This window comes from Vreelandella boliviensis LC1 (assembly GCF_000236035.1).
In the GTDB taxonomy this organism is placed as follows: Bacteria; Pseudomonadota; Gammaproteobacteria; order Pseudomonadales; family Halomonadaceae; genus Vreelandella; species Vreelandella boliviensis.
This window is the reverse complement of record NZ_JH393259.1, coordinates 309557-334553: the sequence shown is the minus strand read 5'-3', so window position 1 is coordinate 334553 and position 24997 is coordinate 309557. Positions and strand designations below refer to the sequence as shown.

At 53.6% G+C, this 24997-nt stretch carries 25 protein-coding genes and 1 pseudogene; 15 read left to right on the top strand and 11 right to left on the bottom strand.

Annotated elements, in window-relative coordinates; all coding sequences use genetic code 11:
- Positions 1-373 precede the first annotated feature (373 nt).
- From KUC_RS16045 to KUC_RS16025, 5 genes are all read left to right on the top strand, one after another.
- Positions 374-3055 carry a bifunctional acetate--CoA ligase family protein/GNAT family N-acetyltransferase gene (locus tag KUC_RS16045; RefSeq protein WP_007114280.1) on the top strand — a complete coding sequence of 894 codons (2682 nt, stop codon included), beginning with the start codon at positions 374-376 and terminating at the stop codon, positions 3053-3055.
- A gap of 45 nt (positions 3056-3100) precedes the next feature.
- On the top strand, positions 3101-5836 hold the full coding sequence (locus tag KUC_RS16040) for an HAD-IC family P-type ATPase (protein WP_050804872.1): 2736 nt from the start codon (positions 3101-3103) through the stop codon (positions 5834-5836).
- Positions 5837-6048: 212 nt separating this feature from the next.
- Positions 6049-6564, top strand: coding sequence for a hypothetical protein (locus KUC_RS16035; protein WP_050804871.1), 516 nt, complete (start codon positions 6049-6051; stop codon positions 6562-6564).
- A 151-nt stretch (positions 6565-6715) separates the two neighbouring features.
- Positions 6716-7657 (top strand): DnaJ C-terminal domain-containing protein, encoded by a 942-nt coding sequence (locus KUC_RS16030; protein ID WP_007114277.1) that lies wholly within the window; start codon positions 6716-6718, stop codon positions 7655-7657.
- 3 nt (positions 7658-7660) lie between these two features.
- A complete protein-coding gene (locus KUC_RS16025) occupies positions 7661-7975 on the top strand; it encodes a chaperone modulator CbpM (protein WP_007114276.1) in 315 nt (104 codons plus the stop codon).
- 12 nt (positions 7976-7987) lie between these two features.
- Here the strand turns inward: KUC_RS16025 and KUC_RS16020 are convergent, their stop codons facing one another.
- Positions 7988-9049: an ion channel gene (locus KUC_RS16020; RefSeq protein WP_007114275.1), complete on the bottom strand. Its 1062-nt coding sequence runs from the start codon at positions 9047-9049 to the stop codon at positions 7988-7990.
- 352 nt (positions 9050-9401) lie between these two features.
- Between KUC_RS16020 and KUC_RS16015 the strand changes: the two genes are divergently transcribed.
- Both KUC_RS16015 and KUC_RS19725 read left to right on the top strand, forming a co-directional pair.
- Positions 9402-9584: a hypothetical protein gene (locus tag KUC_RS16015; RefSeq protein WP_007114274.1), complete on the top strand. Its 183-nt coding sequence runs from the start codon at positions 9402-9404 to the stop codon at positions 9582-9584.
- A gap of 146 nt (positions 9585-9730) precedes the next feature.
- Positions 9731-9901 (top strand): hypothetical protein, encoded by a 171-nt coding sequence (locus KUC_RS19725; RefSeq protein ID WP_007114273.1) that lies wholly within the window; start codon positions 9731-9733, stop codon positions 9899-9901.
- 95 nt (positions 9902-9996) lie between these two features.
- Here KUC_RS19725 and KUC_RS16010 read toward each other — a convergent pair whose 3' ends face one another.
- On the bottom strand, positions 9997-10755 hold the full coding sequence (locus tag KUC_RS16010) for a dienelactone hydrolase family protein (protein WP_007114272.1): 759 nt from the start codon (positions 10753-10755) through the stop codon (positions 9997-9999).
- Between the two features lie 174 nt (positions 10756-10929).
- Between KUC_RS16010 and KUC_RS16005 the strand changes: the two genes are divergently transcribed.
- The 5 genes from KUC_RS16005 to KUC_RS15985 all read left to right on the top strand — a co-directional run bounded on the left by KUC_RS16005 (position 10930) and on the right by KUC_RS15985 (position 13122).
- Complete coding sequence (locus KUC_RS16005; protein ID WP_007114271.1) at positions 10930-11610, top strand: Bax inhibitor-1/YccA family protein; 681 nt, start codon at positions 10930-10932, stop codon at positions 11608-11610.
- An 85-nt stretch (positions 11611-11695) separates the two neighbouring features.
- Positions 11696-12085, top strand: coding sequence for a sulfurtransferase complex subunit TusD (gene tusD, locus KUC_RS16000; protein ID WP_040481394.1), 390 nt, complete (start codon positions 11696-11698; stop codon positions 12083-12085).
- Between the two features lie 10 nt (positions 12086-12095).
- On the top strand, positions 12096-12461 hold the full coding sequence (gene tusC / locus KUC_RS15995; RefSeq protein WP_007114269.1) for a sulfurtransferase complex subunit TusC: 366 nt from the start codon (positions 12096-12098) through the stop codon (positions 12459-12461).
- A 17-nt stretch (positions 12462-12478) separates the two neighbouring features.
- Complete coding sequence (tusB, locus tag KUC_RS15990; protein ID WP_007114268.1) at positions 12479-12769, top strand: sulfurtransferase complex subunit TusB; 291 nt, start codon at positions 12479-12481, stop codon at positions 12767-12769.
- 2 nt (positions 12770-12771) lie between these two features.
- The gene (locus KUC_RS15985; RefSeq protein WP_040481248.1) at positions 12772-13122 is read left to right on the top strand and encodes a TusE/DsrC/DsvC family sulfur relay protein; all 351 of its coding nucleotides are present in this window, start codon (positions 12772-12774) and stop codon (positions 13120-13122) included.
- A 35-nt stretch (positions 13123-13157) separates the two neighbouring features.
- Here the strand turns inward: KUC_RS15985 and KUC_RS20125 are convergent.
- Positions 13158-13333, bottom strand: a pseudogene (locus tag KUC_RS20125) (transcriptional regulator); the annotation flags it as partial.
- A 64-nt stretch (positions 13334-13397) separates the two neighbouring features.
- Positions 13398-14339 (bottom strand): histone deacetylase family protein, encoded by a 942-nt coding sequence (locus tag KUC_RS15980; RefSeq protein WP_007114266.1) that lies wholly within the window; start codon positions 14337-14339, stop codon positions 13398-13400.
- Positions 14340-14442: 103 nt separating this feature from the next.
- On the opposite strand from KUC_RS15980, the gene KUC_RS15975 reads away from it, so the two are divergent.
- Complete coding sequence (locus KUC_RS15975) at positions 14443-17190, top strand: bifunctional acetate--CoA ligase family protein/GNAT family N-acetyltransferase (RefSeq protein ID WP_007114265.1); 2748 nt, start codon at positions 14443-14445, stop codon at positions 17188-17190.
- Positions 17191-17274: 84 nt separating this feature from the next.
- On the opposite strand, the gene pdxH is transcribed toward KUC_RS15975, so the two are convergent.
- Complete coding sequence (gene pdxH / locus KUC_RS15970) at positions 17275-17919, bottom strand: pyridoxamine 5'-phosphate oxidase (protein WP_040481246.1); 645 nt, start codon at positions 17917-17919, stop codon at positions 17275-17277.
- A 235-nt stretch (positions 17920-18154) separates the two neighbouring features.
- Between pdxH and KUC_RS15965 the strand changes: the two genes are divergently transcribed.
- Positions 18155-18844 (top strand): cytochrome b/b6 domain-containing protein, encoded by a 690-nt coding sequence (locus tag KUC_RS15965; RefSeq protein WP_007114263.1) that lies wholly within the window; start codon positions 18155-18157, stop codon positions 18842-18844.
- Positions 18845-18868: 24 nt separating this feature from the next.
- Here the strand turns inward: KUC_RS15965 and KUC_RS15960 are convergent, their stop codons facing one another.
- The 3 genes from KUC_RS15960 to KUC_RS15950 all read right to left on the bottom strand — a co-directional run bounded on the left by KUC_RS15960 (position 18869) and on the right by KUC_RS15950 (position 20433).
- Positions 18869-19258: a DUF2069 domain-containing protein gene (locus KUC_RS15960; protein WP_007114262.1), complete on the bottom strand. Its 390-nt coding sequence runs from the start codon at positions 19256-19258 to the stop codon at positions 18869-18871.
- A complete protein-coding gene (wrbA, locus tag KUC_RS15955; protein ID WP_040481244.1) occupies positions 19255-19878 on the bottom strand; it encodes an NAD(P)H:quinone oxidoreductase in 624 nt (207 codons plus the stop codon). The genes KUC_RS15960 and wrbA overlap by 4 nt, the downstream gene beginning before the upstream one ends.
- Before the next feature lie 84 nt (positions 19879-19962).
- Complete coding sequence (locus KUC_RS15950; RefSeq protein ID WP_007114260.1) at positions 19963-20433, bottom strand: gamma-glutamylcyclotransferase family protein; 471 nt, start codon at positions 20431-20433, stop codon at positions 19963-19965.
- Between the two features lie 176 nt (positions 20434-20609).
- Here KUC_RS15950 and smrA point away from each other — a divergent pair, with 176 nt between their 5' ends.
- Positions 20610-21200 (top strand): DNA endonuclease SmrA, encoded by a 591-nt coding sequence (smrA, locus tag KUC_RS15945; RefSeq protein WP_007114259.1) that lies wholly within the window; start codon positions 20610-20612, stop codon positions 21198-21200.
- Between the two features lie 82 nt (positions 21201-21282).
- On the opposite strand, the gene KUC_RS15940 is transcribed toward smrA, so the two are convergent.
- From KUC_RS15940 to KUC_RS15930, 3 genes are all read right to left on the bottom strand, one after another.
- Positions 21283-21846, bottom strand: a complete 564-nt coding sequence (locus tag KUC_RS15940; RefSeq protein WP_007114258.1) for a DUF934 domain-containing protein — start codon at positions 21844-21846, stop codon at positions 21283-21285.
- On the bottom strand, positions 21839-23491 hold the full coding sequence (locus tag KUC_RS15935; protein ID WP_007114257.1) for a nitrite/sulfite reductase: 1653 nt from the start codon (positions 23489-23491) through the stop codon (positions 21839-21841). Before KUC_RS15935 ends, KUC_RS15940 begins: the two co-directional genes overlap by 8 nt.
- A 178-nt stretch (positions 23492-23669) precedes the next feature.
- Positions 23670-24995, bottom strand: a complete 1326-nt coding sequence (locus tag KUC_RS15930) for an MATE family efflux transporter (RefSeq protein ID WP_007114256.1) — start codon at positions 24993-24995, stop codon at positions 23670-23672.
- Between the last annotated feature and the right edge of the window lie 2 nt (positions 24996-24997).

The following is a 24997-nucleotide window of genomic DNA, read 5'->3' as shown; positions in this document are numbered from 1 at the left end:
GGCCTGGAGGTGTCTACGAAACCTGGGGCGATTCATGTTCACTGTGATAGGATTTTCTACCCACTTGAAATTAGTACTCACTTTAGTTGGTAGGTATGTGAAGATTGTGTTCAGAACCCTTTTTCGCTAATTTAGTCTTAAGCAACAGTAAGATAAAAAATCAGAGTGCCTTCTTCTTAAATATGACAGCAAGCATGGTCGAGAATAATTGCTCCAGATCAATGATTTAAATAATCGAACCATGTTATTTATAGCGCTGAGCTTCTCTATCATTGAACTCACGCTAAAACATTTCATATCGTGAAGATGCTGTCACGTATGCCAAGTTAAACATGGGCAGCTCTAGTAACCTCCATCACTAGGTACCGCTACCATGTCGATACGCAATCTAGATGCGCTGTTTTCGCCTGACACGATAGCGCTGATCGGTGCCAGCAACCGCCTGGGTTCAGTGGGTGCGGTTCTGGCGCGCAACCTCTTTGAGGCTGGTTTTGAAGGGCCTATTCTGACCGTGAATCCAAGCGAGCGGGCCATCCGTTCGGCGCTCAACTACCACTCCGTCAGTGAATTACCGCTGGCTCCCGACCTTGCCATTATCGCCACGCCGCCTGACAGCGTGCCGGGGATTATCCGTGAACTTGGGGAGCGGGGGTGTCGAGCAGCCGTGGTGATCACCGCGGGCTTTGGCGAGGGCGAGCGTGCTGATGGAAAGGCGCTCAAACAGGCAATGCTGGAGGCGGCGAAGCCTTATTTGATGCGCATTGTCGGGCCCAATTGCCTGGGTGTTCTGCTGCCGCACAGGGGGATCAATGCCAGCTTTGCGCATATCATGCCGCAAAAGGGGGACGTTGCTTTCGTGACCCAGTCTGGCGCAGTAGCGACCTCGATTCTTGACTGGGCATCGGCTCGGGGCATTGGCTTTTCGCATGTGGTATCCCTTGGCTCGATGAGTGATGTCGATTTCGGGGATATGCTCGACTACTTGGCGCTTGACCCGAAAACGCGCTCCATTCTGATCTATATGGAGGCTGTGACCGAGGCCCGCAAGTTCTTGTCGGCGGCCCGTATGGCCTCGCGTAACAAGCCCGTGGTGGTGGTCAAGGCAGGGCGCAGCGATGCGGGCGCCAAGGCCGCGCTGTCGCATACCGGGGCGCTAGCCGGCTCTGATGCTGTTTACGACGCGGCGTTCCGGCGTGCGGGAATGCTACGGGTCAATACCCTCGATGAACTGTTCCAAGCCGCAGGCACTCTGGCGACCGGCATCCGCGTAAAAGGCGATCGGCTGGCGATCCTTACCAACGGCGGGGGAGCTGGTGTACTGGCGGTTGATGAGCTGGCTGATCGGCAGGGTCACTTGGCTGAGCTTTCAGAGTCGACGCTGGCGCGCTTGGATGAGTTGCTGCCCAAGGCGTGGTCGCATGCCAATCCGGTCGACATCCTCGGCGATGCACCCGGTCAGCGTTATGCAGGCGCACTCGAAGCGTTACTCGATGAGCGTGGAGCGGATGCGGTTTTGGTCATGAACTGCCCTGCGGCGGTTGCCGATAGCCTTGACGCTGCCCAGTCCGTGGTCGCGACGTTGGGTGAACGACGACCAGCGGTGTTGACCTGCTGGCTGGGTGAAGGGGCGCCTGCGGAGGCCCGTCAGCTGTTTGCAGCGAAGCGCATCCCCACATATCAAACGCCGGAGCAGGCCATTGGTGCCTTTTCGCACTTGTCGAACTACTGGCGTAATCAGCAAGCGTTGATGCAAACGCCGCCAGCTGTTTCTGACGATATCATCATCGACAAAGCCAGCGCGGAAGCCGTCATCGACTGTGTGCTCAAGGATGGCCGCAGCGTACTGACAGAGCCGGAAGCAGCGGCAATACTGTCGGCTTATGGTATTCCAACCGTATCGGCCATCGCGGTGAAGACACCGGAGGAAGCCCGCGAGGCGGCAATACAGTTGGGGTTCCCCGTGGTGCTGAAGATATTGTCGCGGGATATCTCGCACAAGTCGGATGTGGGGGGAGTGCAGTTGAATCTTGCCTCACCCGCTGCTGTGGCTCAAGCGGCTACGGATATGCTCGCTAGCGTTCGTCGTGTCGCGCCCGGGGCACGGGTTGATGGCTTCAATGTGCAGCCGATGATTCGCCGTCCTGGTGCGCATGAACTGATTCTGGGCGTTGCTGAAGATAGCGTCTTTGGACCGATCATTCTGTTTGGCCAGGGTGGCACGGCGGCTGAAGTCATCGGAGACCGAGTCATCGGTCTCCCGCCGCTCAATCCTCTCCTGGCGAAGGAGATGATCTATACGACACGTATTTCACGCTTGCTGAAGGGCTATCGTGATCGTCCCGCAGCCGACTTGGAAGCCATTACGCTCACGCTGATCAAACTGTCACAATTGGCTAGCGATCTGGATCGCGTCGTAGAGCTTGATATTAATCCTTTATTGGCCGATTCCTCCGGCGTGGTCGCATTGGATGCACGAATTGTGATCAGGGCCGCCCACGGCCAACGTCGTCCGCTTGCTATTCGCCCTTACCCGCAGCAGCTCGAACAAGTTATTGAAACCCGTAATGGCCAGCGTTATGCCCTGCGTCCCATACGGCCCGAAGACGAAGGCGCGCTGGTCGACATGTTTCGTCACTCTTCGCCCGACGATGTGAGACTGCGCTTCTTTGCAGCCATTCAGGGGTTTGATCATGCTTTCGCGGCTCGCCTCACCCAGATCGACTATGACCGAGAAATGGCTTTCGTCGCTATGCTTCCAGGCAAGTATGAAATTGTCGGGGTAGTTCGCCTGTCTACCGACCCTGACAAGGAAAAAGCTGAATTTGCGATTATGGTGCGTAGCGATATGAAAGGAACGGGACTTGGCTATCGTCTTATGCAGCAACTTCTCGGCTATGCTCGTGATAGTGGCATCCTTCAGCTCTACGCCGATGTCCTGCGAGAAAATCATGCCATGCGGCAGATGGCGGAAGAGTTTGGCTTCGTTCCCCAACCAGTCGAAGATGAGACCGATACCGTAACGGTGGTGCTCAATCTGAAACGCCAGTGTCTGTAACGGCAGTACCTCATTTCCTCTATTTTCGCTCGCTAGGGAGACAGTATGGATACACCCACTGCCGATACCGGTTTGTCATCAGGAAGCACACCTGCGGAGGTTCATGCGAGGCATGCCGATGATGTCCTGGCGAACTTGGAGACTTCTCCATCGGGCCTGACAGTAGATGAAGCTGCAAGGCGCTTGGAGAAGTATGGGTATAACCAGTTACCGGCAGTGGCTGGTCGACACCCGCTGCTTCGCTTTCTCACGCATTTTCATAACGCACTAATCTATTTCCTTTTGGCGGCGGCCATCGCTGCCTCGTTGCTGGGGCACTTTGTCGATGCGTCGGTTATTGTTGCGGTGGTATTGGTCAACGCCGTGGTCGGCTTTGTACAGGAAGGCAAGGCGGAAAAAGCGCTGAATGCAATTCGAAACCTTATCGCACCGCATGCCCATTTAGTCAGAGAAGGGAAGCACGTCGAAGTGCCCGTCGATGAGATTGTTCTGGGTGACATCGTATCGTTGGAGGCGGGAGATCGAGTGCCTGCAGATCTGCGCCTTATCCGTGCCAGCTCATTGCGGATCGAGGAAGCTATCCTAACCGGCGAGTCGGTGGCTGCAGAAAAGCGGGTGACACCGGCGCCAAAGGAGGCCGCACTAGGCGATTGTCACTCAATGGCTTACTCGGGCACGTTGGTGGCCACTGGGCAGGCGACAGGGGTTGTGGTGGCTACGGGCAGCGATACTGAAATCGGGCGGATCAGTACGCTGCTGCGCGATGTTCAACCGCTGACCACGCCACTGCTACAGCAGATCAATCGCTTCGGAACGCAGTTCACCTGGGTCACGTTGGCCGTGACAGTCGTATTGTTTGCCTTTGCGGTGCTGGTGCGCGGCCATGTCTGGTCGGAGGCTCTCATTGCCGTGGTGGCCTTGGCCGTCGCGGCAATTCCCGAAGGCCTGCCTGCAGTTATTACTATCACACTAGCTATCGGCGTGCAGCGTATGGCGAGGCGCAACGCCGCTATCCGGCAGCTTCCTGCGGTGGAGACGCTGGGGGCTACGTCGGTCATCTGCTCCGATAAGACCGGCACGTTGACGCGCAACGAGATGACCGTGCGTCGGCTGGAGGCCCCCGGTGGCCGAATGACAGTGTCTGGATCGGGCTATGTGCCGGAAGGGCGATTGACAGCGGAGACGGCGGGGGATGTCACGGAGGATACCCGGCCGACGGATATCGACAGCCTTATCCTGGCCGGGCTGCTGTGTAACGATGCCCAGTTGAACTATACCGACGGGGAGTGGCATGTGATCGGCGATCCCATGGAAGGGGCGCTGGTGGCGTTGGCTATCAAGGCTGACTTGGATCCAGAGTCTACTCGGCATGAGTGGACCCGCCTTGCCGAGATCCCATTCGATGCCAAACACCGATTTATGGCCACGCTCAACTGCCATGCATCGGAGGGGGCTCGAATTTTCGTCAAGGGTGCCCCAGACGAACTGCTGCAACTATGCTCTCTCCAAGCGGATGGGCAGGGAAGTGTACCGCTGGAACGGGATGCTTGGACGGCACGCATAGCAGAGTCGGCCGCTCAGGGGGAACGGGTGCTCGGCTTAGCGACTAAGCGTGTGTCGTCCGGCACCAACAAACTAACGTTTGCTGACCTCGATGACGAGTTGGTTTTTGTTGGCTTAATAGGCTTCATCGATCCGCCGCGAGAGGAGGCAATGGCCGCTATTAAAGAGTGCCACTCCGCCGGCATTATGGTGAAAATGATTACTGGCGATCATGCCGCGACGGCAGCGGCTATTGCTCGTCAGTTAGGGCTTGATGACGACCCGTACGTACTGACGGGGCGTGAGCTAGACGACATTGCTGATAGCGATCTGCCTGGCATTGTTGCCGAAACCAGTGTTTTTGCCCGAACCAACCCCGAACACAAACTGCGCATTGTTCGAGCACTGCAATCGACCGGCGCCATTGTGGCGATGACCGGCGATGGCGTTAATGATGCACCTTCGTTGAAGCAGGCGAATGTCGGTGTCGGTATGGGACACAAGGGCACCGATGCGGCAAAAGAGGCGTCGCAGATGGTTCTGCTCGACGATAACTTCGCTTCCATCGTGGCTGCCGTGAATGAAGGTCGAGTGGTCTACGACAATATTCGTAAAGTGACGGCTTGGACGTTACCGACCAATGGGGGCCAAGTACTAGCTGTTATTGCCGCGATTCTGTTTAATTTCGCTATGCCGATGTCAGCCGTTCAGATCTTATGGATCAACCTAATCACGGCGGTTACCCTAGGCCTGTCGCTAGCGTTTGAGGAGGCAGAACCGAATGTTATGCAGCGTCGGCCACGGCCTGCGGGGCAGGGCTTACTGACGCCTTTTCTGGTCTGGCGCATCGTGTTGGTGTCGTTCTTGTTCCTGATTGCAGCACTGGGTATTTTCTTTTACTCGCTTGGCCGAGGTGATGAGCTAGCCATGAGCCGCACCTTGGTGGTTAACACAATTGTGATGCTGCAAGTATTCTATCTTTTCAATGTGCGCTATCTGCACAAGACCTCCTTTAGCTGGCGTGGCGTGCTGGGAACACCCGCTGTGTTAATAGCAGTCTCTGTGGTCTTCATTGCTCAACTTGCATTCACGTATCTGCCGGTTATGCATAGCCTGTTCGATACTCGGCCGGTAGGAGTTGTGGATGGGGTGTTAATCGTCAGCATCGGCATCGCAATGATGGTAGTGCTGGAAGTTGAGAAGGCGCTGGTGCGCAGGGCTGGCTTGGCCAGTGAGTAGGCTCACCGAGCTCTTGCCATGACTTGCAGTAATGGCACTGCCGTCACTGTTACCACAATTTTTTATTAGGCATCAAGCTAGAGCAACGTATGCTTATTTACTACTGTTATCAAAATTGATGGGTGTCATGGAAAAACAACTTTGTTTCGCTCTAGGATGAAGACTCTATTACCAAGCAACATCCCTTTTTTAATGGCGAGAGGAGTATACCCATGAATAAATTAATAGCCCTTAATTTTTTGCCACAAGAACAGCTTGATTTAGCTTACGCACATGAAACACATGAACTAAATCGCTATCGGTGGCTAGCTCTTAGTTTTCTTCCCATTGATCAATCAGTGAGCAGGTTGATGAGTGCGATAGGCACTGAATGCGTGCACCGTCTATGCAGTTTGGAAGATGTTGCTAGGCGGATGGAACTCAGTGCCTGCGTTAACCAGCGCCCCTCAGGAGAGCCTCCTCCCTTTTTCAACAACAATAAGCAGCATTTTTTTGTGGTAAATGAGCATATGGGGCAGCAGGTGCTTCAATGGGCCGTGAAAGCCGCGCGAGAAACTTTCACATTCTTTGGCTGGCTACTAGAAACGAATGCTACCCCGGAGCTACATCAACCCCTTTTAAACTTTGCAAACCAGAAAAACAAAGAATATCAGTTGCTTAATGATTGTCGAGAGCAATGGAAAACAGGCGTATTGAAGTCTTCTAAACAATCAAAAAATGAACTATAAGCCATTAACCATCAACACGCTTCGCGTCTAGGTCTCCATTCACCCACCGCTATTTTCGACTAGACTGAACCTGCTTTATGGTTCGTTTCACGAGTGGAACCTTTCGCATTGCGTTTTTGGATGTTCATGGCCTCTTCCGGAGCTCTCATCAGTGGAATTCAAGGATTACTACCAAGTGCTCGGGGTGGCGAAGACGGCAACGGCCGAGGAAATCAAGAAGTCCTACCGCAAGCTGGCGCGTAAGTTTCATCCCGATGTCAGCAAGGAGCCCGATGCTGAACAGCGCATGCAAGAGGTTAATGAGGCCAAGGCGGTGCTGTCAGATCCAGAGAAACGCCTCGCCTATGACCAGCTTGCTGAACAGTATCGGTCGGGACAGGATTTCCAGCCACCCCCTGATTGGGACACAGGCTTCGAGTACAGTGGACGTGGTTTTGAAGAGGCCGATCTGGGTGAGTTCAGCGACTTCTTTGCCAATCTGTTTGGTCAAGGCGGCAGGCCCGGACGAGGGAAACGCGGCTATCAGATGCGTGGCGAGGATCGTCATGCCAAGATCACTATTGACCTGGCAGATGCTTTTCACGGCGCTAGCCGGACAATCACCTTGCAAGTGCCTCAGATGGACGCGCAAGGCCGCGTTGCCTCCCAGGAACACACCCTCAGCTTACGCATACCGAAGGGCATCAAGGCCGGCCAACATATTCGCCTCTCGGGGCAGGGCAGTCCTGGTATTGGTGGTGGCCCAGCGGGTGACCTCTATTTAGAAATCCACTTTGCATCCGATTCGCGTTATCGGGTCGAGGGCCGAGATGTGCATCAAAAGGTGCCGGTGACACCGTGGGAGGCTGCGCTGGGAGCCAGTATCGAAACCCCAATTCCTTCTGGCGTGGTGAAACTAAAGGTGCCCGCCGGTTCACAGACGGGGCGCCGATTGCGTTTGAAAGGGCGAGGTATTCCAGGGCCGGAGTCGGGTGATCTTTATGTCGAACTGGAGGTGGTACTGCCTCCGGCTGATACCGATAAGGCGCGAGAACTGTATAACACCATGGCGCATGAACTCGCTTTTGATCCGCGCCAACCAGGGGGAGGCTAGGACATGGCTCAGCAGCGTATCGTTAGCGGCGAACTAATAGACGAGGCGAACTTGACCCTCGAGGACTTGGCTCGCGCCTGCTCGGTGGAAACCGACTGGGTCGTTGAGCGAATCGAAAGCGGCCTATTGGCTGATAACTCGCCTTATGTAGCGAGCTGGCGCTTTACCAGCCATGACCTGACTCGCGCCCGGCGGATGTGCCGGCTGGAACGTGACTTCGAGGCAGCGCCTGAGCTTGCAGCCCTCGCAACTGACCTGATTGAGGAGAACCAGCGTTTAAAGGGGCGGTTGCGGGCAGCGGGTTTGCTGGATGAGTAGCGCTGCTTAACATTAACGTTCGGCGGTGAGAAGCTCACTCAGCTGCTGCTGTGAAAGCCGCGTATTGGCCATGTAGTAGATAATGTCGCCATCCTGCAGTGGGCGATCAGTGGCGGGGTTAAGCATGTTGCCTTCGCTATCATCGCTGCTATTGGCAAGTCCGAGCACGGTGGCATTGCAGACCTTTTTCGCTTGCATAAATAAGTCGCCAAAGGTAGCACTGGCAGGGGGCTGATTTAACCTGGTTTGGTATTGGGTAGCGCCACGGTCAACCGCGAGCAGCTCGTTGACGACCCGTGATATTCCCGCATCAGCAGCTGAGCGTACCAGCATTTCCAGCGCTAATGCTTGGGTACATTCTATGCCTGGCAAGGTACGCCGCAACATTGCTGCAGTATCGGGATTGGCGCAGTGGGCGACGATATGGGCGTTTTTTGCTTTAAGGCTGTAGGCACTCAGCGCGACGGTGGCGACCCGGTCGTCACTCGTGTCGTAAATGATGATGCGGCTGGCGCTCTCAACCCCGGCCCGCTTGAGAAGCTCGGCATTCGAGAAACTCTCTCCTTTAATAAATTTTAAATCCGCCGGACGTGGGTTGCTCATCTCTTTGGTAACGCATAGCACGACTTCATCAGGTAGGCCTTTATCGGCTTTGAGAATGTCCAAAATGCGCTCTGTGGTTTCGCCGTGCCATCCAATGACTAGGGTGTGGCCGGATAGATGGCTAAAATCGCCTTTTCCTTGCATCTGTAGTCTCCAAAAATTTGAAAGTGTGACAGTGGCTTTACCGATCAAGGCAGCAAACAGCGAAATGCCACCTGGAATGAGATAGAGCGTGGCGATCCACTTCCCAGCCACGGTTGTCGGGCTGAAATCACCGAAACCCACGGTGCTCGAGACGACCACATAAAAATAAACCCAATCGGTAGGGGAGCCGGATATCGCTTCGCCGACCAGTGAAAAAAGTGCCCAGGTGGTGCCCATATGTGCGAGCACAATAAGTAGAAGAAACGTCCACGAGATTTGTAGCGTTGACGCTTTAAGAACGCGGAGCAGTTGCTGAATAACGGGCATAACGGTCTCTTACGGTGATGATACGCCAGCCTAGTTTGCTCAGCGCGGGAATCGTTGGTTTGGCGCATTTGATAAACGCTGCACATATTATCATTCATGCACACTCTGCGAGCAGCCTTGCCTTTTTGCGGCAGTCACTGGTTCTTGATGAGGAGAGGCCTGAACGACAGCCTGTAAGTATAAAGAAGATTATGCATAAATTGATGAGGGCTTTCATTGATAACATCTTGTCAGTAAATAATCTTTCCGGCATTTCACCTCATAGGCTTCGCATGAGTCGATGAGATGTGAAGGAACATCATGCTGATTGTGCATGTCATAGCTACGATTTTCTTTTTCCTAGGATGAACATATGGATCGTGTATTTGCATGGGATCACCACCACAGTCAGGTTGTTTATCGCATTCCAGGTCATAAGCATGAAGATGGTAGAGATGATAGCGACCTCACTCCCGTATGGCTGCCTGCGGAGGAGTCAGATTTGCCAGAGGGGGTGATGGTTGAAGATCTGCGCAAGGTATCTGTTAAGGATTAGCCGCTGTGTGATCTTATCCATTGAACCGCTGCTTTGCGCGCTATTCAGCACTTCCAAATTGGGTGTTTGAAGCACATAAAACACATTGTGTTTGGATAGCGATGGGCTAATATGCGGATATTAGCCCCATCTCTGGATATGCCGCTATGTTGAAAGGTTTGATCGTCTGTTTTGCGGTGTTGTTTGCGCAATTGGCCGTACTGCATTTGGTTGATACGCGTCTCTATAATCCCTCTCAAGATGCCCGTCAAACGGCACTAACCACAGTTACACCGCTTAAAGATGAAAAAGAAGACGAACAAGAAGCGCAAAACTAATCAGCGGTTACCTAACTACAGGTTTTTAAATTCATTTTGCTAAATTGCATGATCAACCGCCCTAGCAGCACCTAGCACCGCTAGAGCTGTTGGGTTTAAAGCATTTCATCCAACCAGACATTAAAGGATGACCATGAGCGTTGATCGGCGCGCTCATGGTAGGCATCGCTGCCAAACACGCTGAAAGCGTGGGGGGCTCCGGCATAGATACCTATTTCATAGGTCACGCCAGCGGTTTCTAACTCGTCAGCCAGGGTAGCGACGTCTTCTAAGCTCACCGCGCTGTCAGCGCCGCCGTGGGCGATAAAGATAGGGGCGGTTTCACTTGAGTAGGCTTGTTCATCAGGCGTTGTCAACCCCCCGTGAAAGCTGGAGTACGCTGCTATATTGTCGGTTTCCCCAGAGCGGGCTATTTCCAGTGCCACTGCACCGCCAAAGCAATAACCCATGATCACCGTTTGCTCGGCAGCGCCTTGTTCTCTTGCTTGGGCTAAACCACCCAGGGTTAGTGCGCGCATCCGCTCTCTGTCTTGGTAGAGTCGATTGGTCGCAGCTCGTTTATCGTCGACAGCTTGGGGGCGATTGCCTGCACCATAAAGATCCACGGCAAACACGTCGTAGCCTTCATCGGCCAGCATATCGGCACGCTGGCGCTCATAATCATCCAGCCCATCCCAGTCATGAACGATCAATATGCTACCCTTGGCGTTGTCACCTGCCGAGACAAAATAGCCCTCGAAATCCTCTTCATTTACGCTATAGGAAATATCCTCTCCAGCAGGTGAGAAAGCCATGGCTGGCATTGCCAACGCTAAAAGTGTTAGTGCACTGGCGGGGAGTAGAATTTTTTTCATCGTTGTGGTGTCCAAATGAATGTTCAATAAGCATAGACAATCCTTGTTAGGCTGGTTCAACGTTGAATAACCATTTGCCAGGAAGACTTTGCTAAAGAGACAAAGGCTTGCGTCTGGAACTCGGTAACGGCATGCTTGTCAGTTGTTGGAAATACCATTAGGGAGCATGAACACATGGCTTACAACGATTCACGTATGGCACGTCCTCAATCGAGTGGCGTTGCTAACAGTGTTAGCACTAACAAAGTGTTGCGTAACACCTACGCGTTATTGGCAATGACGCTGCTGTTCTCAGCAGTCACCGCGGGCGCTGCTGTTGCCCTCGGTATCCAACAAATGAACATCTTCGTGTTCTTGATTGGTGCGTACGGCTTGATGTTCCTGGTTCACAAAACCGCGAACTCTGCAGCTGGCTTGTTGGCCACGTTTGCCTTTACTGGCTTTATGGGCTTCACGCTTGGGCCGATTCTCTCTGCTTACATGACCCTGCCTAATGGCGGTGCGTTGATTATGAATGCACTGGCTATGACAGGTTTGACGTTTGTTGGCCTTTCAGCGGTTGCGCTAACCACTAAGAAAGACTTTAGCTTTTTGAGTAATTTCTTGATGGCGGGTGCCATCGTGTTGATTCTGGCCATGGTGGCTGGGATATTCTTTAACATCCCGGCGCTTTCACTGATGGTGTCAGCTGGTTTTGTGCTGTTTGCGTCAGCAGCCATTCTGTATCAAACCAGTGAAATTATTCACCGCGCTGGCGAAACAAACTACATTCTTGCCACAGTGACGCTCTATGTATCCATCTATAACCTGTTTGTTAGCTTGTTGTCGATTTTGGGTATCATGAGCAACGACTGATCTAAGTAAGCGATAGACGATATGACAGGCCCTATTGCTAGGGCCTGTCTTTTTTTTAGGGTAACCGTTACCAGGTATTATGATGATTAAGTACGGCTTCTTGGTGATGGGGGCGCCATATAGCAGCCCAGCGCCTCACTCTGCATTGCGATTTGCCCATGCCGTTCTAGCGCGCGGGCATCAGATTGCCGGTGTTTTTTTCTATCACGATGGCGTTCATAATGCCTCATCGCTGATGACGCCGCCCCAGGATGAGCTCAACCTTAGAGAGGCCTGGACTGAACTGAATCAGCAGCATGCGGTTCAGTTAGATGTCTGTATTGCCGCCGCGTTGCGCCGCGGTTTGATGAGCGAATCGGAAGCGCAACGGCACGGCAGGCAGGCCTTTAATATAGCGTTGCCTTTTGAGTTGACTGGGCTAGGTCAATTGCTTGAGCTACAGCAGCGCACTGATCGCCTGATTACCTTTGCTTAATGGAGAGCCAATGGCGACACCTGATGCGTTATTAGTAATACTTCGCCACGCGCCCCACAGTTCAAACTGGTTACGTGAAGGGTTGGATGCCGCACTGGTCGCGGCGGCCTTTGGCCAGCCTGTACATTTGCTATTTATGGGGCAGGGCATAATGGCGCTGCTAAAAGAGCAGGGCAGTGGCGCGCTGGGCCAAAAAGCCACGCTGCCTACCATCGATATGTTAGAAATGTACGATATTGACAAGCTTTGGGTAGCCGAAGGAGCGTTGCAGAGGATGCATCTATCCACCGATTCTCTGGTAGATGGCGTCAGCCTCATAGAGGATCAGGAAATATCCGGGCTATTGCAGCAACACGCCAAGATACTTAACTTTTAGGGCTTAGTGAACGCACTATGATTCTACACATCCTCACCAAAGCGCCTGACAGTAGTGCATCTACCCAAATGCAGCAGGCGATAGGGGATCAGGATGCCGTGCTGCTAATCGAAGAAGCGGTAACAGCTGCCCTTGATCCCTCCTGGGCAGCCTGGCAACAGTGTCACACGCGTATATTCCTGCTATCAGAAGACCTTATTGCCCGCGGACTTGCCAGCATCGCCGCGGGCAATGGGCTGCCGACGCTAGAGATGGATGGCTTTGTGGCACTCACCGAGCAGTATGAAAAGACAGTCACCTGGTACTAAGTATGCCTGAACAAAAAGTATACCGTTATCTTGATTCTAAAAATATGTATCCGCTCGATCCGGAGGGATATCTCGTAGATCAGTCGCAATGGAATGAATCTGTTGCTCATTTAATGGCTGAAGAAGAGGGCTTAACACTTACCATTGAACACTGGGAAGTGATTGCAGTCGTGCGGGCATTTTACCACCGTTACGAAATGGCACCGGCGATGCGACCGCTCGTGAAAGCAACCAAAAACACACTGGGTGAAGAGAAAGGGCGCTCGATTTACCTGATGCAGCTATTCCCCGGCAGCCCAGCAAAGCGAATTGCCCGTTTGGCCGGTTTGCCGAAGCCTACTAACTGTTTATAGCCCGTTTGAATGAAGTGCTGGCTTTCGAAACAGCCTTAGGCCACATCACCGCGTGTACAGACCGACAACACAACAACTAGTAGATACCAGAGCGTGGCCCATGTCGCTATCAAAATAGAGGCTGTCACCCTCGGCTAGCACAAGCGGGGCGTAAAGCTAGCTGATGGCCCAATAATTCGTGCTCGTAAGTCGGTGTAGGGTGCAGTTGCCCTATGATATCACAGCCCAGAAGTGACTAAGAACGGCCGCCAGAGGCAAGAGGGCTGATGCGCATGCTAAGGCACTTCAGCAAAAGGCAGACCCAAAAGCGCTTTTAGATGCGCCTCAACACCACTTGCCAGCGACTTTGGGTTATAGCCGCCTTCGAGCACCGATACAATTCGGTTATCGGCATACAGGGTGGCGATCTCCATGGCTAGATGGGTAATCCAATAGAAGTCTTCATCTTCTAAACAGATATCACCCATGGGGTCATCGCGGTGAGCGTCGAAACCAGCGGATAGCATCACCAAATCAGGTTTAAAGGCGTGCAGGGCAGGCAGCCAGTGGTTTTCAATGATACGCCGAAACTCGGGGCCATCCGTACCCACTTCCAGGGGCGTGTTTATTACGTTTTGCCACTCGCTGCGCAGATAGCGCCACGGGTAAAACGGATACTGGAAGCTGGTGCAGATGAGCACCTCAGGATCATTTTTAAAGATATCGATGGTGCCATTGCACTGGTGCACGTCAAAATCCAGAATGGCGATACGCTTGGCGCCGTATTTGGCACGCGCATGGGCCGCACCTACGGCGATATTATTGTAAAAACAGAATCCCATCGCATCGCTGGCTTCCGCATGGTGGCCTGGCGGCCTAACCGCACAAAAGACGTTATCCGCCTGACGCTTAAACACCTGATCTACCCCACGAATAACCGCTCCCGCAGCAACCCGTGCGGCTTTCAGGCTATCAGGGTTCATCATGGTATCGCTATCTAGCGTAACGATGCCCTCGGTGGGCAAACACTTATCAAGGGAGCGCAGATGGCGCAAGGGGTGTACTCTGGCAAGTGCCTCTTCGCAGGCTTCCTTGGCATCGGCCTGCATGGTTTGCTGTAATAACCCTGCAAGCGATAGGCGAGCGCGAATGGCTTCCAGACGCTGAGGGCTTTCAGGATGCTCTGGACCCATATGGTGCAATGAGCAGTCTGGGTGGGTAAGGTAGGCGGTAATCATTCCAACGCTCCATTATTATTGATGCCACCTTAATCGCCTTGATGCCCTGGGCGACAGTGTCAATAAGTCGTACAGCCGCTGTTCATGTTAGGGGAGACGCATTTTGAGTACGCGCTTTTTACACCATTTTTTCGAACCTCGCACACTAGCGGTGTTTGGCGCCTCTGAAAAGCCTGGGTCGTTGGGCGGTTTAGTGCTGAGAAATATTCAGGAGGGTGGCTTTAAAGGGTTGCTCTGGGCGGTCAATCTTAAAGGCTACTCCCAGGTCTTCGGCGTGCCGTGCGTTAGCCGCGTAAGCGATCTACCTGAAGTACCCGATTTAGCCGTAGTCTGCTCGCCTATTGAGGGCGTGCCTAGCCTGATTAAAAAGCTTGGGCAGTACGGTGTCAAAGCGGCACTGGTACTCTCTGGCGGCGCTTACCTGGATCGGGATAAAGGCAATAAAGGCTCCATTCGCGAACGCATGTTGAGTGCGGCACGCGTCTCAGGTATTCGTGTCCTGGGTCCCGAGTGCATGGGGCTGATTGTCCCAGGCAAAAAGCTAAACGCCTCCTACGCCAGTCAACCGGTGAAAGCGGGCCGCGTCGCCTACCTGGGGCAATCCGGAATGCTCGCCAACGCGATGATCGACTGGGCCGCCGGGCGTGATGTGGGCTTTTCCCATCTGATTACCGTTGGCGACAGTGTCGACGTGCTGTTGCCAGATTTGATCGACTACGTTAATCAATTCTCGCCCGCCCAGGCGATTATGCTGCACCTTGAGCGAATCAGCGACGCCCAGCACTTTATGACCGCCGTGCGTGATGCATCACGTAATCGCCTGGTACTGGCGATAAAAAGCGGGCGCACCCCCGAATCGGATATATCCGGCATGGCACCCACGCCTGGGATTGCTAATCGCGATGTGGTGTTTGATGCCGCTTTTGCCCGGGCAGGGGTGGTACGGGTAGATGACTCTGATGAGTTGCTCGATGCGCTGGAAACTCTGTCGCGCATGAAACCCCTCAAGGGCGATCGTCTGGCTATTGTGTCAAACGGTTTAGGGCCTGCCATGCTGGCCATCGATAAGCTGATTAGCGCGGGCGGCAAATTGGCTGAATTTAGCGCTGAAACCCAGGCAGCGCTGCACCGTAGCGAGATCGATATGAGCAAGCCGGGCGAGAACCCGGTAGATTTGGGCGGCAACGCCTCGCCCGAGCGGTTTGTCCAAGCGCTGGAGATTGTCGCCGCCGATGCCAACGTGGATGCGGTGCTGGTGGTACACGCGCCCACCCGGATGGCGCCATCGCTGGTTACTGCCCAGGCGTTGATCGATAACCGCAAGAAGTTTCGCCGCAACCTACTCACCAGTTGGATGGGGTTAAAAGAGGCGCTTAATGCCCGCCATCTCTGCAATTTAGCCGGGATTCCGACCTATATTTCACCAGAAAAAGCCGTTAAGGCGTTTATGCATATGGTGATTTATCAGCGCGTTCAAGCGCTGCTGCAGGAGATCCCGCCAAGCCTGCCGTTTTCCACCAGTCCAGAAATACGTGCCCAGTGCCGTACGCTGATTAAGGAGGCAAAAGAGCAGGGCAGGCAAACATTAACTCATTCTGAAACCGCCCAAGTGCTTGAGGCCTATGGCATTCCCACGGCTCCCAGCGTGTATTTGGCCAACCCGGATGAAGCGCTTGCCCGCGCTGCGGAGATTCCTGGCACCAAAGCACTTAAAGTGGTTCATGAAGGCAATTGCCGACCTTATCGCTACCGTAAGCACCCGCATAAAATTTCGGCGGGCTTGCTACAGGATTTGGACACGCCCGAACAGGTGGCGGAAGGCGTTCGGCAGCTTGGTGAAAAAGTCGCTGAAAAATTTCCCGAGTACGCGATCCGCGAGTACTGTTTGCAGCCCATGCAGCGCGGCAAGCACTCGATGCAGATTTGCGCGGGTATTACTCGCGATCCGGTGTTCGGCCCACTCATTGTCTTTGGCATCGGCGGCTATAAGGTCAACGTGCTGGCTGACCGTCAGGTAGCGCTACCACCGCTCAACATGAGCCTGGCTGCCGATGTGGTAGGTAGAACCCACGCTGCCTCATTAATTCGTGAACACTCCGCCGACCCAGAGCGTGACATCCAGCACCTGTGCCAAATGCTGGTCAAGCTATCGCAAATGGCCTCCGATCTTAGTGATCTGCGCGGGCTGGAAATAAATCCACTGCTGCTCAATCGTGACGGAATGGTCGCTGTCGATTTCGCCATGGATCTTGGTACACCATCGCGCTTTGCTATCATGCCGTACCCTGAAGAGCTACGTGAATGGGTGACACTGAAAAACGGCTGGCAGGTCGAGGTAAGGCCTATTCGTGCCGAAGATGCCCACCTAATTACCACCTTCCACCGCCAGCTCTCGGAAGAGAGTATTCGTTTCCGCTATTTCCACAATAAATCCAACCTAACCCAGCGTGACTTATCGATCCTGTCACATATCAATTACGACCGTCAGATGGCGTTCATTGCTGAATATTTAGGCGACGACGGCAGTAAAGAGATGCTTGGGGTGGTACGGGTATGGAACGACCCGGACAATATTCGTACCGAGTTCTCGGTCATTATTCGCGATGACCTTCAAGGGCTGGGCATTGGCAGCCTACTGATGAAGAAGATGATCGATTACTGCACCAACATAGGCACCCTGGAGATGATCGGCAAAATTATGGTTGATAACCATCCGATGCGGGCGCTAATGAAGCACTTAGGCTTTAAATGCCGATACAACATGGAAGAGCAGGTCATTGATGCTGTGTTGCGCCTCAACGAACCCGAAAGTGAGTGGCAGCGGCACCGGCTGGAGAGCATGCCAGACTAGACCTTTTAGTTTTAGTAACTTTAAAAAACTTATAGGGCCTGCGTATTAAATCACAGGCCTTCGTTCGTCAGTTTCTTTCTGACGCTATGGGGCCATGCGGAAACGGCTCCATGCACCACCATCTCTGCGTTCAAAACGCGGCCGGTCGTGTAGGCGGCTAGGCTGGCCCTGCCAAAACTCGATCATTTCCGGGGTGACACGATAGCCACCCCAGTGGATCGGGCGGGGAATGTCCTGGCCATCGTAGGCTTGTTCAAAGCGCTTTTGACGCTCTTCGATCCAGTTACGGCCAGGAATCACCACGCTTTGAGTCGCAATCCAAGCGCCCAATTGGCTGCCACGGGGGCGGCTGGCAAAGTACTCATCAGACTCATCTGCTGATACCTGCTCAACAGGGCCTTCAATGCGTACTTGGCGGGAGAGCGAAGGCCACCAAAAAGTCATGGCAGCGAAGGGCACATTGCTCAACTCGCTGCCCTTATGGCTATGGTAATTGGTGAAAAAAACCATGCCGCGCTCATCAAAACCCTTTAGCAACACCACTCGGGCGTGGGGACGGCCTTGGCTATCAACGGTGGCTAGCGTCATGGCGTTGCCATCTTTACCCTCTTTTTCCAGCGCGAGGGTGAACCACTCATCGAATAACACGAATGGATCGTCGGGTGCCTGGGACTCGTCTAACTTGCCGCCTTCATAATCACGCCTGATATCGGCTATGTTACGTGTCATCGAATGCTTCTCCATGGAGTTTCTTCCATGTTCGCTGGTCTGTCTTTAAAGCTCAAGTGACCGACATCAATGGATGTTAAACGCGTCGTGACTCACTGTTTTATTTTAACCAGTGTTGTGACTCATCGTTGTACTATCGATTGCGGCTAACTGTCTCGCATTCTAGGAGAAAGTCAGAATTAATGCGAAACTCTCTCATCATTTCGGGATCATCACTACTGAGAGAGGACAGGCTATGCGCGACAAGGTAGCGATTGAGGTATGGGATGGTTGGATTCGCCTGTTTCACTGGGGATTAGTGGCGGCGGTGTTGGTCTCTTTTTATACCACCAAGACTAGCGGAGCGCCCTTCTTGTTTCCGGTTGAAGTGCACGCACAAGCGGGCTACCTGGTAATAGGGCTACTCGTCTTCCGTTGGCTGTGGGGCACGCTGGGCAGCGTGTATGCGAGATTTAAAACGTTTTTATACCCACCCGCCGAAGTAGCGGCCTATTCCAAGTCGCTTCTAAAGCGCCAACCCGGTACTTATGCCAGCCACAATCCGCTAGGGGGCTGGATGGTACTGTTGATCCTGCTCTCGCTTAGTTTTCAAGCCATGAGTGGCCTGTTTTTAAGTGACGATATCTTTTTTCAGGCGCCGCTTTATGGCTTATTTGGTGATGGAGTGGACAGCCAGCTTAGAACTCTGCATCAGCTCAATAGTGATCTACTCATCATCCTAATCGGGCTACATCTAGTTGGATTGATCGTGCATCGGCTGCTGGGTGAATCGCTTGTGGCGGCGATGTTGGTAGGTACCAAACGCTTTCGCCAGCAGCCTGTCGATGAACGTAATGAGCCATTTAATGCTGCCACGCTGCGTTTACGCGCACTGGGTGCATTACTTATCGCCGCTGGCGTCGTTCTATGGCTCTGGTTTTATTGACCCGGTTTTTTATTGACCCAGCTATTATTGTCTTAGCTGTCGACTGCGAAAGCGTGCATAGCCCATGCAACCGGCAAATAGAACCAACGCAACAATGGCCTCTAAAATTCCACGTAGACCTTGCCCAGGTAGAGTGATGAGCATCACACCTTGAGTGAAGTAGAGCAGGCTGACAAAGGCGAGCCATGCGTGACCGCGTGCGCGTTTGCCAATAATTGAGGGTAAAAACAGTACCAGGGGCAAAACGAACGCAACGACAGGACGCCAGTTAAAATCGTCGTCTTGAAGTAAAAAGCCGCGGTAAATGACCAGTACTAGCAGAATGGCAAAACTGGCTAGCACCACCTGTCGACTTCTAAGCGTAAGGTTATCAAGCCCATGGCGTGCTTCTACATCCTCTAGCCACTGCCTCATAATGCCTCCTGACGCATGGCGTGAAGCGCTAGAGCGAGTCGTGCCAGCCGCTTGCCCTGAGCTACACACAGCGCGCGCTCGTGCTCGTCGACGGAACGGTCACTACGGGTTCCAGCCAAGTGACTTGCACCATAGGGCGTGCCGCCTGTCTGAGTTTCCAGCAATGTGGTTTCACTGTAAGGAACCCCAGCGTAGACCATGCCGTGATGCAGTAGCGGCACTAGCATAGTGAGCAGAGTGCTCTCTTGCCCACCGTGCAGGCTTGAGGTCGAGGTGAATGCACTGGCGGGTTTATCGATCAAGGCACCGTTCATCCACAAGGTGCTGGTGGAATCGACAAAATATTTAAGAGGCGCTGCCATGTTGCCAAACCGAGTAGGGCTGCCCAGCGCTAACGCGCTGCAGTTGCGCAGGTCGTCTAGATCAGCGTACACCGCGCCTTCTGCAGGAATTTCTGGATCTACAGCTTCACAGGTCGTTGAAACCGGCGCCACTGTGCGCAAACGCGCCTGAATGCCGGGCACGCTTTCTACGCCAGCCGCAATCTGTTGCGCCATGGTGGCGGTTGCGCCTGAGCGCGAGTAGTAAAGAACCAAAACGTACGGTGTCATTTCACTCATCACTATTCCTGAATGGGTTCATAAAAGCTGTCTTGGCAATAGAGTTTAGCAATCGGGCTCTGTAATACGGCAAAGCATAGGTGCCTATGGTACCAGAGCTATCGGAAAGTCCGCGTGCGGTGCAGAGGCATTTTGTCGCTCTGGCAAGCGCAGGTAGACCCAAGCGCGGGAGCCATCATCGAGGGTTATCGCCATCCGCTCGTAGCGAACACCTAGTCGCTCATAGCGATCGAGGCGAGCTAGCTCTTCAGCATCCACACGCAATAATAGACCCTCCACTTTACTCCCAGGCTGGGGTGAAAGGTCGAGACCGCTACGCTGGTACCCCTCTAGTACGGCTTCCTGTGGGGCGCCGAAGCCACCCATGACGACCAAGCGGATAGGGGCATAGCGTAGCGTGCCATACACAAAGACTTGATGGGTGCGCTGTTCGATAGCGGGGAGATCATCGGGGCGGTCATAAAACCACGGGCTGAGCATGGTTAACCAGAGCCACCCGGCTAGGCTGAGCAGCCCCACACCACTTAAAATAAAAAGGCGTTTTAGCCAAGCCATGAAGCCTCTCACTGGATGATTAAGTTGTGGCAGCATAGCTTGGCTTGCCAACCGGATGATGGCAAGCCCGTATTTAATCAACGGATGTTATCGACTTTTTTATCTACTCAAGCCAAGTGCATCAACGTGCAAGGGTTTGCTAGGATAGTCATTAAACCCTGCCGGAGGAGCCTGCAATGAATCAGCCACTTCGTGATGATCTGGATTTTTGTGCTCTCGTAGGTGATGTTAAACCGCTGCCCCCAAGGAATCGTGCTGATCCAGGCGCTAATCGCAAAAGCCCTTCTGAATCCCAATTAGCTCGGCGGCAGTGGGCAGAGGAAGAGATGGGCGCACGCAACTTTCTATCTGACGACTTTGTCGATCTGTTGCCTCCCTTTGATCCCATGGAGTATCGCCGCGAGGGCATTCAGCAGGGCGTGGTCGATAAATTAAAATACGGTGGCTACAGCGTCCAGGCGCAGCTCCACCTGCTTAGGCGTCCACTCAGTGAGTGCCGCCGCATACTGTTCCCTTTCATTCAAGAGGCCTACGCCCACGATTTACGCTCGGTTATGATCGTGCATGGCCGCGGGCGTGAGATTGATAGTCCCGCAAACGTCCTGCGTTCATACCTTGCCAAGTGGCTCTGCCAGTTTGAGGAAGTACAGGCGTACGTATCCGCACAGTCTACAGAAGGAGGGCTAGGCGCTACCTGGGTAATGCTACGCAAAAGCGATCGCGCCAAAACCAATAACCGCGAGCGTCAGCAAAAGCGGCGGGGGTAACGGTTTAACAATAAAGCTGTTCACAAATAAAAAGGGCAGCTGACGCTGCCCTTTGACATTACTTGATAGATGGAACGTGCGCTTAATCCCTAGTGCCTAAACGACGTTCAAACAACGCCTGACGCTCTTCCACATCGGGTTGGTAGCGAACGCTGATAAAGCTTAGCGCACGCAGGGCATCGTCTGGATGCTGGTCGTCGCGCAGGGCCATTGCACTGAAACCACAGCGACGCATGTAATCCAGCTGATCAACCAATACATCGCCTACAGCGCGCACTTCACCATGGTAGTCATATCGCTCGCGAAGCAGGCGAGCGATGGAGTAACCACGGCCATCAGTAAAGGCGGGGAAATCAATCGCGATGGCTGCGGCATTGCCAAGCTGTTTGCCTAATTCGGCCGTCAGCTCGGTATCGCTGGTGAGTAACGGTGCCAACTCAGCGTCTTCTTGATTGGCTTGCCACACCGCCAGCGGTACAAACGCCGGGCGCTGTTCGGGAAGGGTGTCTGTATCGTAGGAGACACACCAAGCGTTTTCCGCCGCTAACTCGCCGTTAGCAATCAAGTGATCAACATGAACCGGTGTCGGCTCAACCGCTTCAGTTTGCACCTCATCAGTTTTATTAGGCGTAGGGTTGTTAGGCATAGACACGCTCCTTAAAGGGTTTTAAGCCTATACGGCGGTAGGTATCCAGGAAGCGTTCGTCTTCGTGGCGCTGCGACACATAAACATCCAGCACTTTCTCAACCACATTCGGTACATCTTCGCGGAAAAACGACGGTCCCAGAATCTTGCCCAGCGAGGCATCATCGGTGGAGTTACCACCAATCGATATCTGGTAGTACTCTTTGCCTTTTTTATCCACGCCCAAGATGCCGATATGGCCCACGTGGTGGTGGCCACAGGCATTCATGCAGCCGGAGATATTCAGATCCAGCGGGCCAAGGTCATACAGGAAGTCCAAGTCTTCAAACTTTTCCTGTAGCGCTTGGGCAATGGGGATAGAAACCGCATTGGCTAAGCTGCAGTAGTCACCGCCAGGGCAGCAGATAATGTCGTTCAGCGTGCCCACAGTGGGGTTTGCCATGCCCAGTGCTTCAAGGTCTTTCCACAGTGCTTCCAGCTCGTCTACCGGTACGTCAGAAAGCACTAGGTTCTGCTCGTGGGTGACACGCACTTCACCAAAGCTGTAGCGGTCGGCTAAATCGGCTACGGCGTCCATTTGATCAGCAGTGACGTCACCAGGCGCGTGTTCGCGGCGTTTTAGCGACAGCGTCACGGCTTTATAACCGGGCACCTTGTGATCTGTGACGTTATTGGTGACAAAGCGCGCGAAGCTGCGGTCTTCAGCACGTAGACGATCAAAATCTTCGTTCGCGCTCTCTGCTACTGGGCGGCGGTCAGGTTCAGGGAAGTGAACTTTGGCCGCATCCACGGCTGCTTGGTTAAGCGTTTGTGGGCCATCTTTCAGGTGCGCCCACTCTTCGTCCACCCGGCGACGGAACTCCTCAATGCCCAGGGCTTTAACGAGGATCTTAATTCGCGCTTTAAACTTGTTATCCCGGCGACCAAACTGGTTGTAAACCCGTACACAGGCTTCCAGGTAGGTCAACAGATGCTGCCAGGGCAGGTCTTCGCGCACTACGTCCGCAATCATCGGGGTACGGCCCAGACCACCACCAGCCAACACTTTAATACGCAGCTCACCGTCGCCGTTGTACCAAAAGCGCAGGCCAATATCGTGAACCTGGATCGCTGCACGGTCTTGGGCTGCACCGCTGACCGCAATTTTAAACTTGCGGGGCAGATAGGCGAACTCCGGATGCAGAGTCGACCACTGGCGGATTAACTCACACCAGGGGCGAGGATCTTCCACTTCATCGTTGGCGATGCCGGCAAACTGGTCGCTGGTGGTGTTACGTATGCAGTTACCGCTGGTTTGAATCGCGTGCATCTGTACCTTGGCTAGATCAGCCAGGATATCTGGCACATCTTCAAGCGCAGGCCAATTCAACTGCAAATTTTGCCGCGTGGTGAAGTGGCCATAGCCGCGGTCGTAACGGCGGGTGATGTCTGCCAGGGCACGCAACTGACTGCCCGCCAGCATGCCGTAAGGAATCGCTATACGCAGCATGGGCGCATGGCGTTGAATATAGAGGCCGTTTTGCAACCGCAAGGGGCGGAATTCTTCCTCTCCCAAACGCCCGGCGCGGTAGCGCTCCATTTGGTCACGGAACTGAGCAACACGCTCATCAACCAGGGTTTGGTCGTGAATATCATAACGGTACATGGGGCACGATCCTGCTAAAAGCGAAATGGTCACGTTGAGACGGACGTTAATAGTGAGTCACCTTAACGCGGGCGTCATATTCTACAAAAGAATATATAATTATCTTTTTATCTCTAAAAGCTATTTAGAACGCTGTTTTAACGCATAGCTGCAGCGCAATTCAAGCCCAGCTAATAATTTAAAGGGCAGGAGCGAGCCATTGGCGACGCTGCCATACCCATAAAAAGCCAGCCGAGTTAAGTAATCGGTAGAGTAGCTGCATTAACCATATGCCGAGTAAACCTTGGTCTAGCTCAATACCTACCCACCACGCTAAGGGCAGAAAAAGCAGCCACTGCATGCCGAGTGTAAGGGTCATTACCGTGCGCTGAGCGCCTGCCCCCATCAGCGCTTGAGCAAGTACCAACGCGGCCGCGTCGACAATAATCATGATGCCGGTTATCTGTAGTGGCAGCTTACCAAGGGCAATCAATTCCTGGCTGTCAAAAAACACGCCTAATATGCTTTCGGGTATGAACAGCATCGGCAGTGCCAGAATAGTAAGCAGTAGCCAAGCAACACTCAAGGCATCCAGCCCCCAGCGGTGGGCCTCCTTTTGCGCATCACGTCCTATCGCCTCTCCCACTAGGCTCATGGCGGCAACGCCCAACCCCACCCCCGGTAAAATTAGCAGTAACGACAGGTTAATCAACACATGCCCAACCGCTACACTCGCTGTGCCTAATTGGCTTAGTAACCAGAATAGAACCGCATAGCCAGAGGCAAACCAGAACTGCTGAATAGAGTGAGGGACAGCAAGCGCCAGCGTTGCTTTCAGCGTGTCTCGACTTGGCAAACGGGTCAAAAGAGATGCGCCAGAAGTACCTTTAGCACTGACCCAATACCAAACGATTAAGCCAACAAACAGTGACAGCGTAGTGCCTGCACCTGCACCGCTGGCTCCCAGGGCGGGCAGCCCTAACAAACCATAAATCAATCCAGCGCTAGCCACCACATTGAGCAAATGAACCACCACGATAATCCGCAAATAGAGGTGGGTCTGTTGTCGACCATTCCAGTAACCGCGAAAACAGAGTGTTAAGGCAATGGCCGTTAGCGACACCACGCGCCAGCGGAAGTAGTCCACGGCCACGCTTTGCACATCAGTCGTTTGGGTAATCAAGCCAATAAGTAGAGGTGCTTGCCACCAAGCCCAGAGAGAAAGCGGCAGGGCGATGGCTAGCCCGATCATAAGCCCCGTATGCAGCGGCTGGGCAATATTCGCGTGGGTAGCGCCTTTGTGCTGGGCGGTTTGTGACTGCACGCTGGAGGAGAGGCCAAAGACAATAGCGGTGAGCATAAACATGGCGTAACCGCCCACGCCTACACCCGCCAGTGCTACCTCGCCCAAATGTCCCACCAGCGCGGCATCGATCAAGTTGAGCATGCTCTGCGACAGCATACCCAGCATGATGGGTAAGGCAAGGCGAATTACCTTGCCGTGGCGTCGAGCGACAAACAGCACTA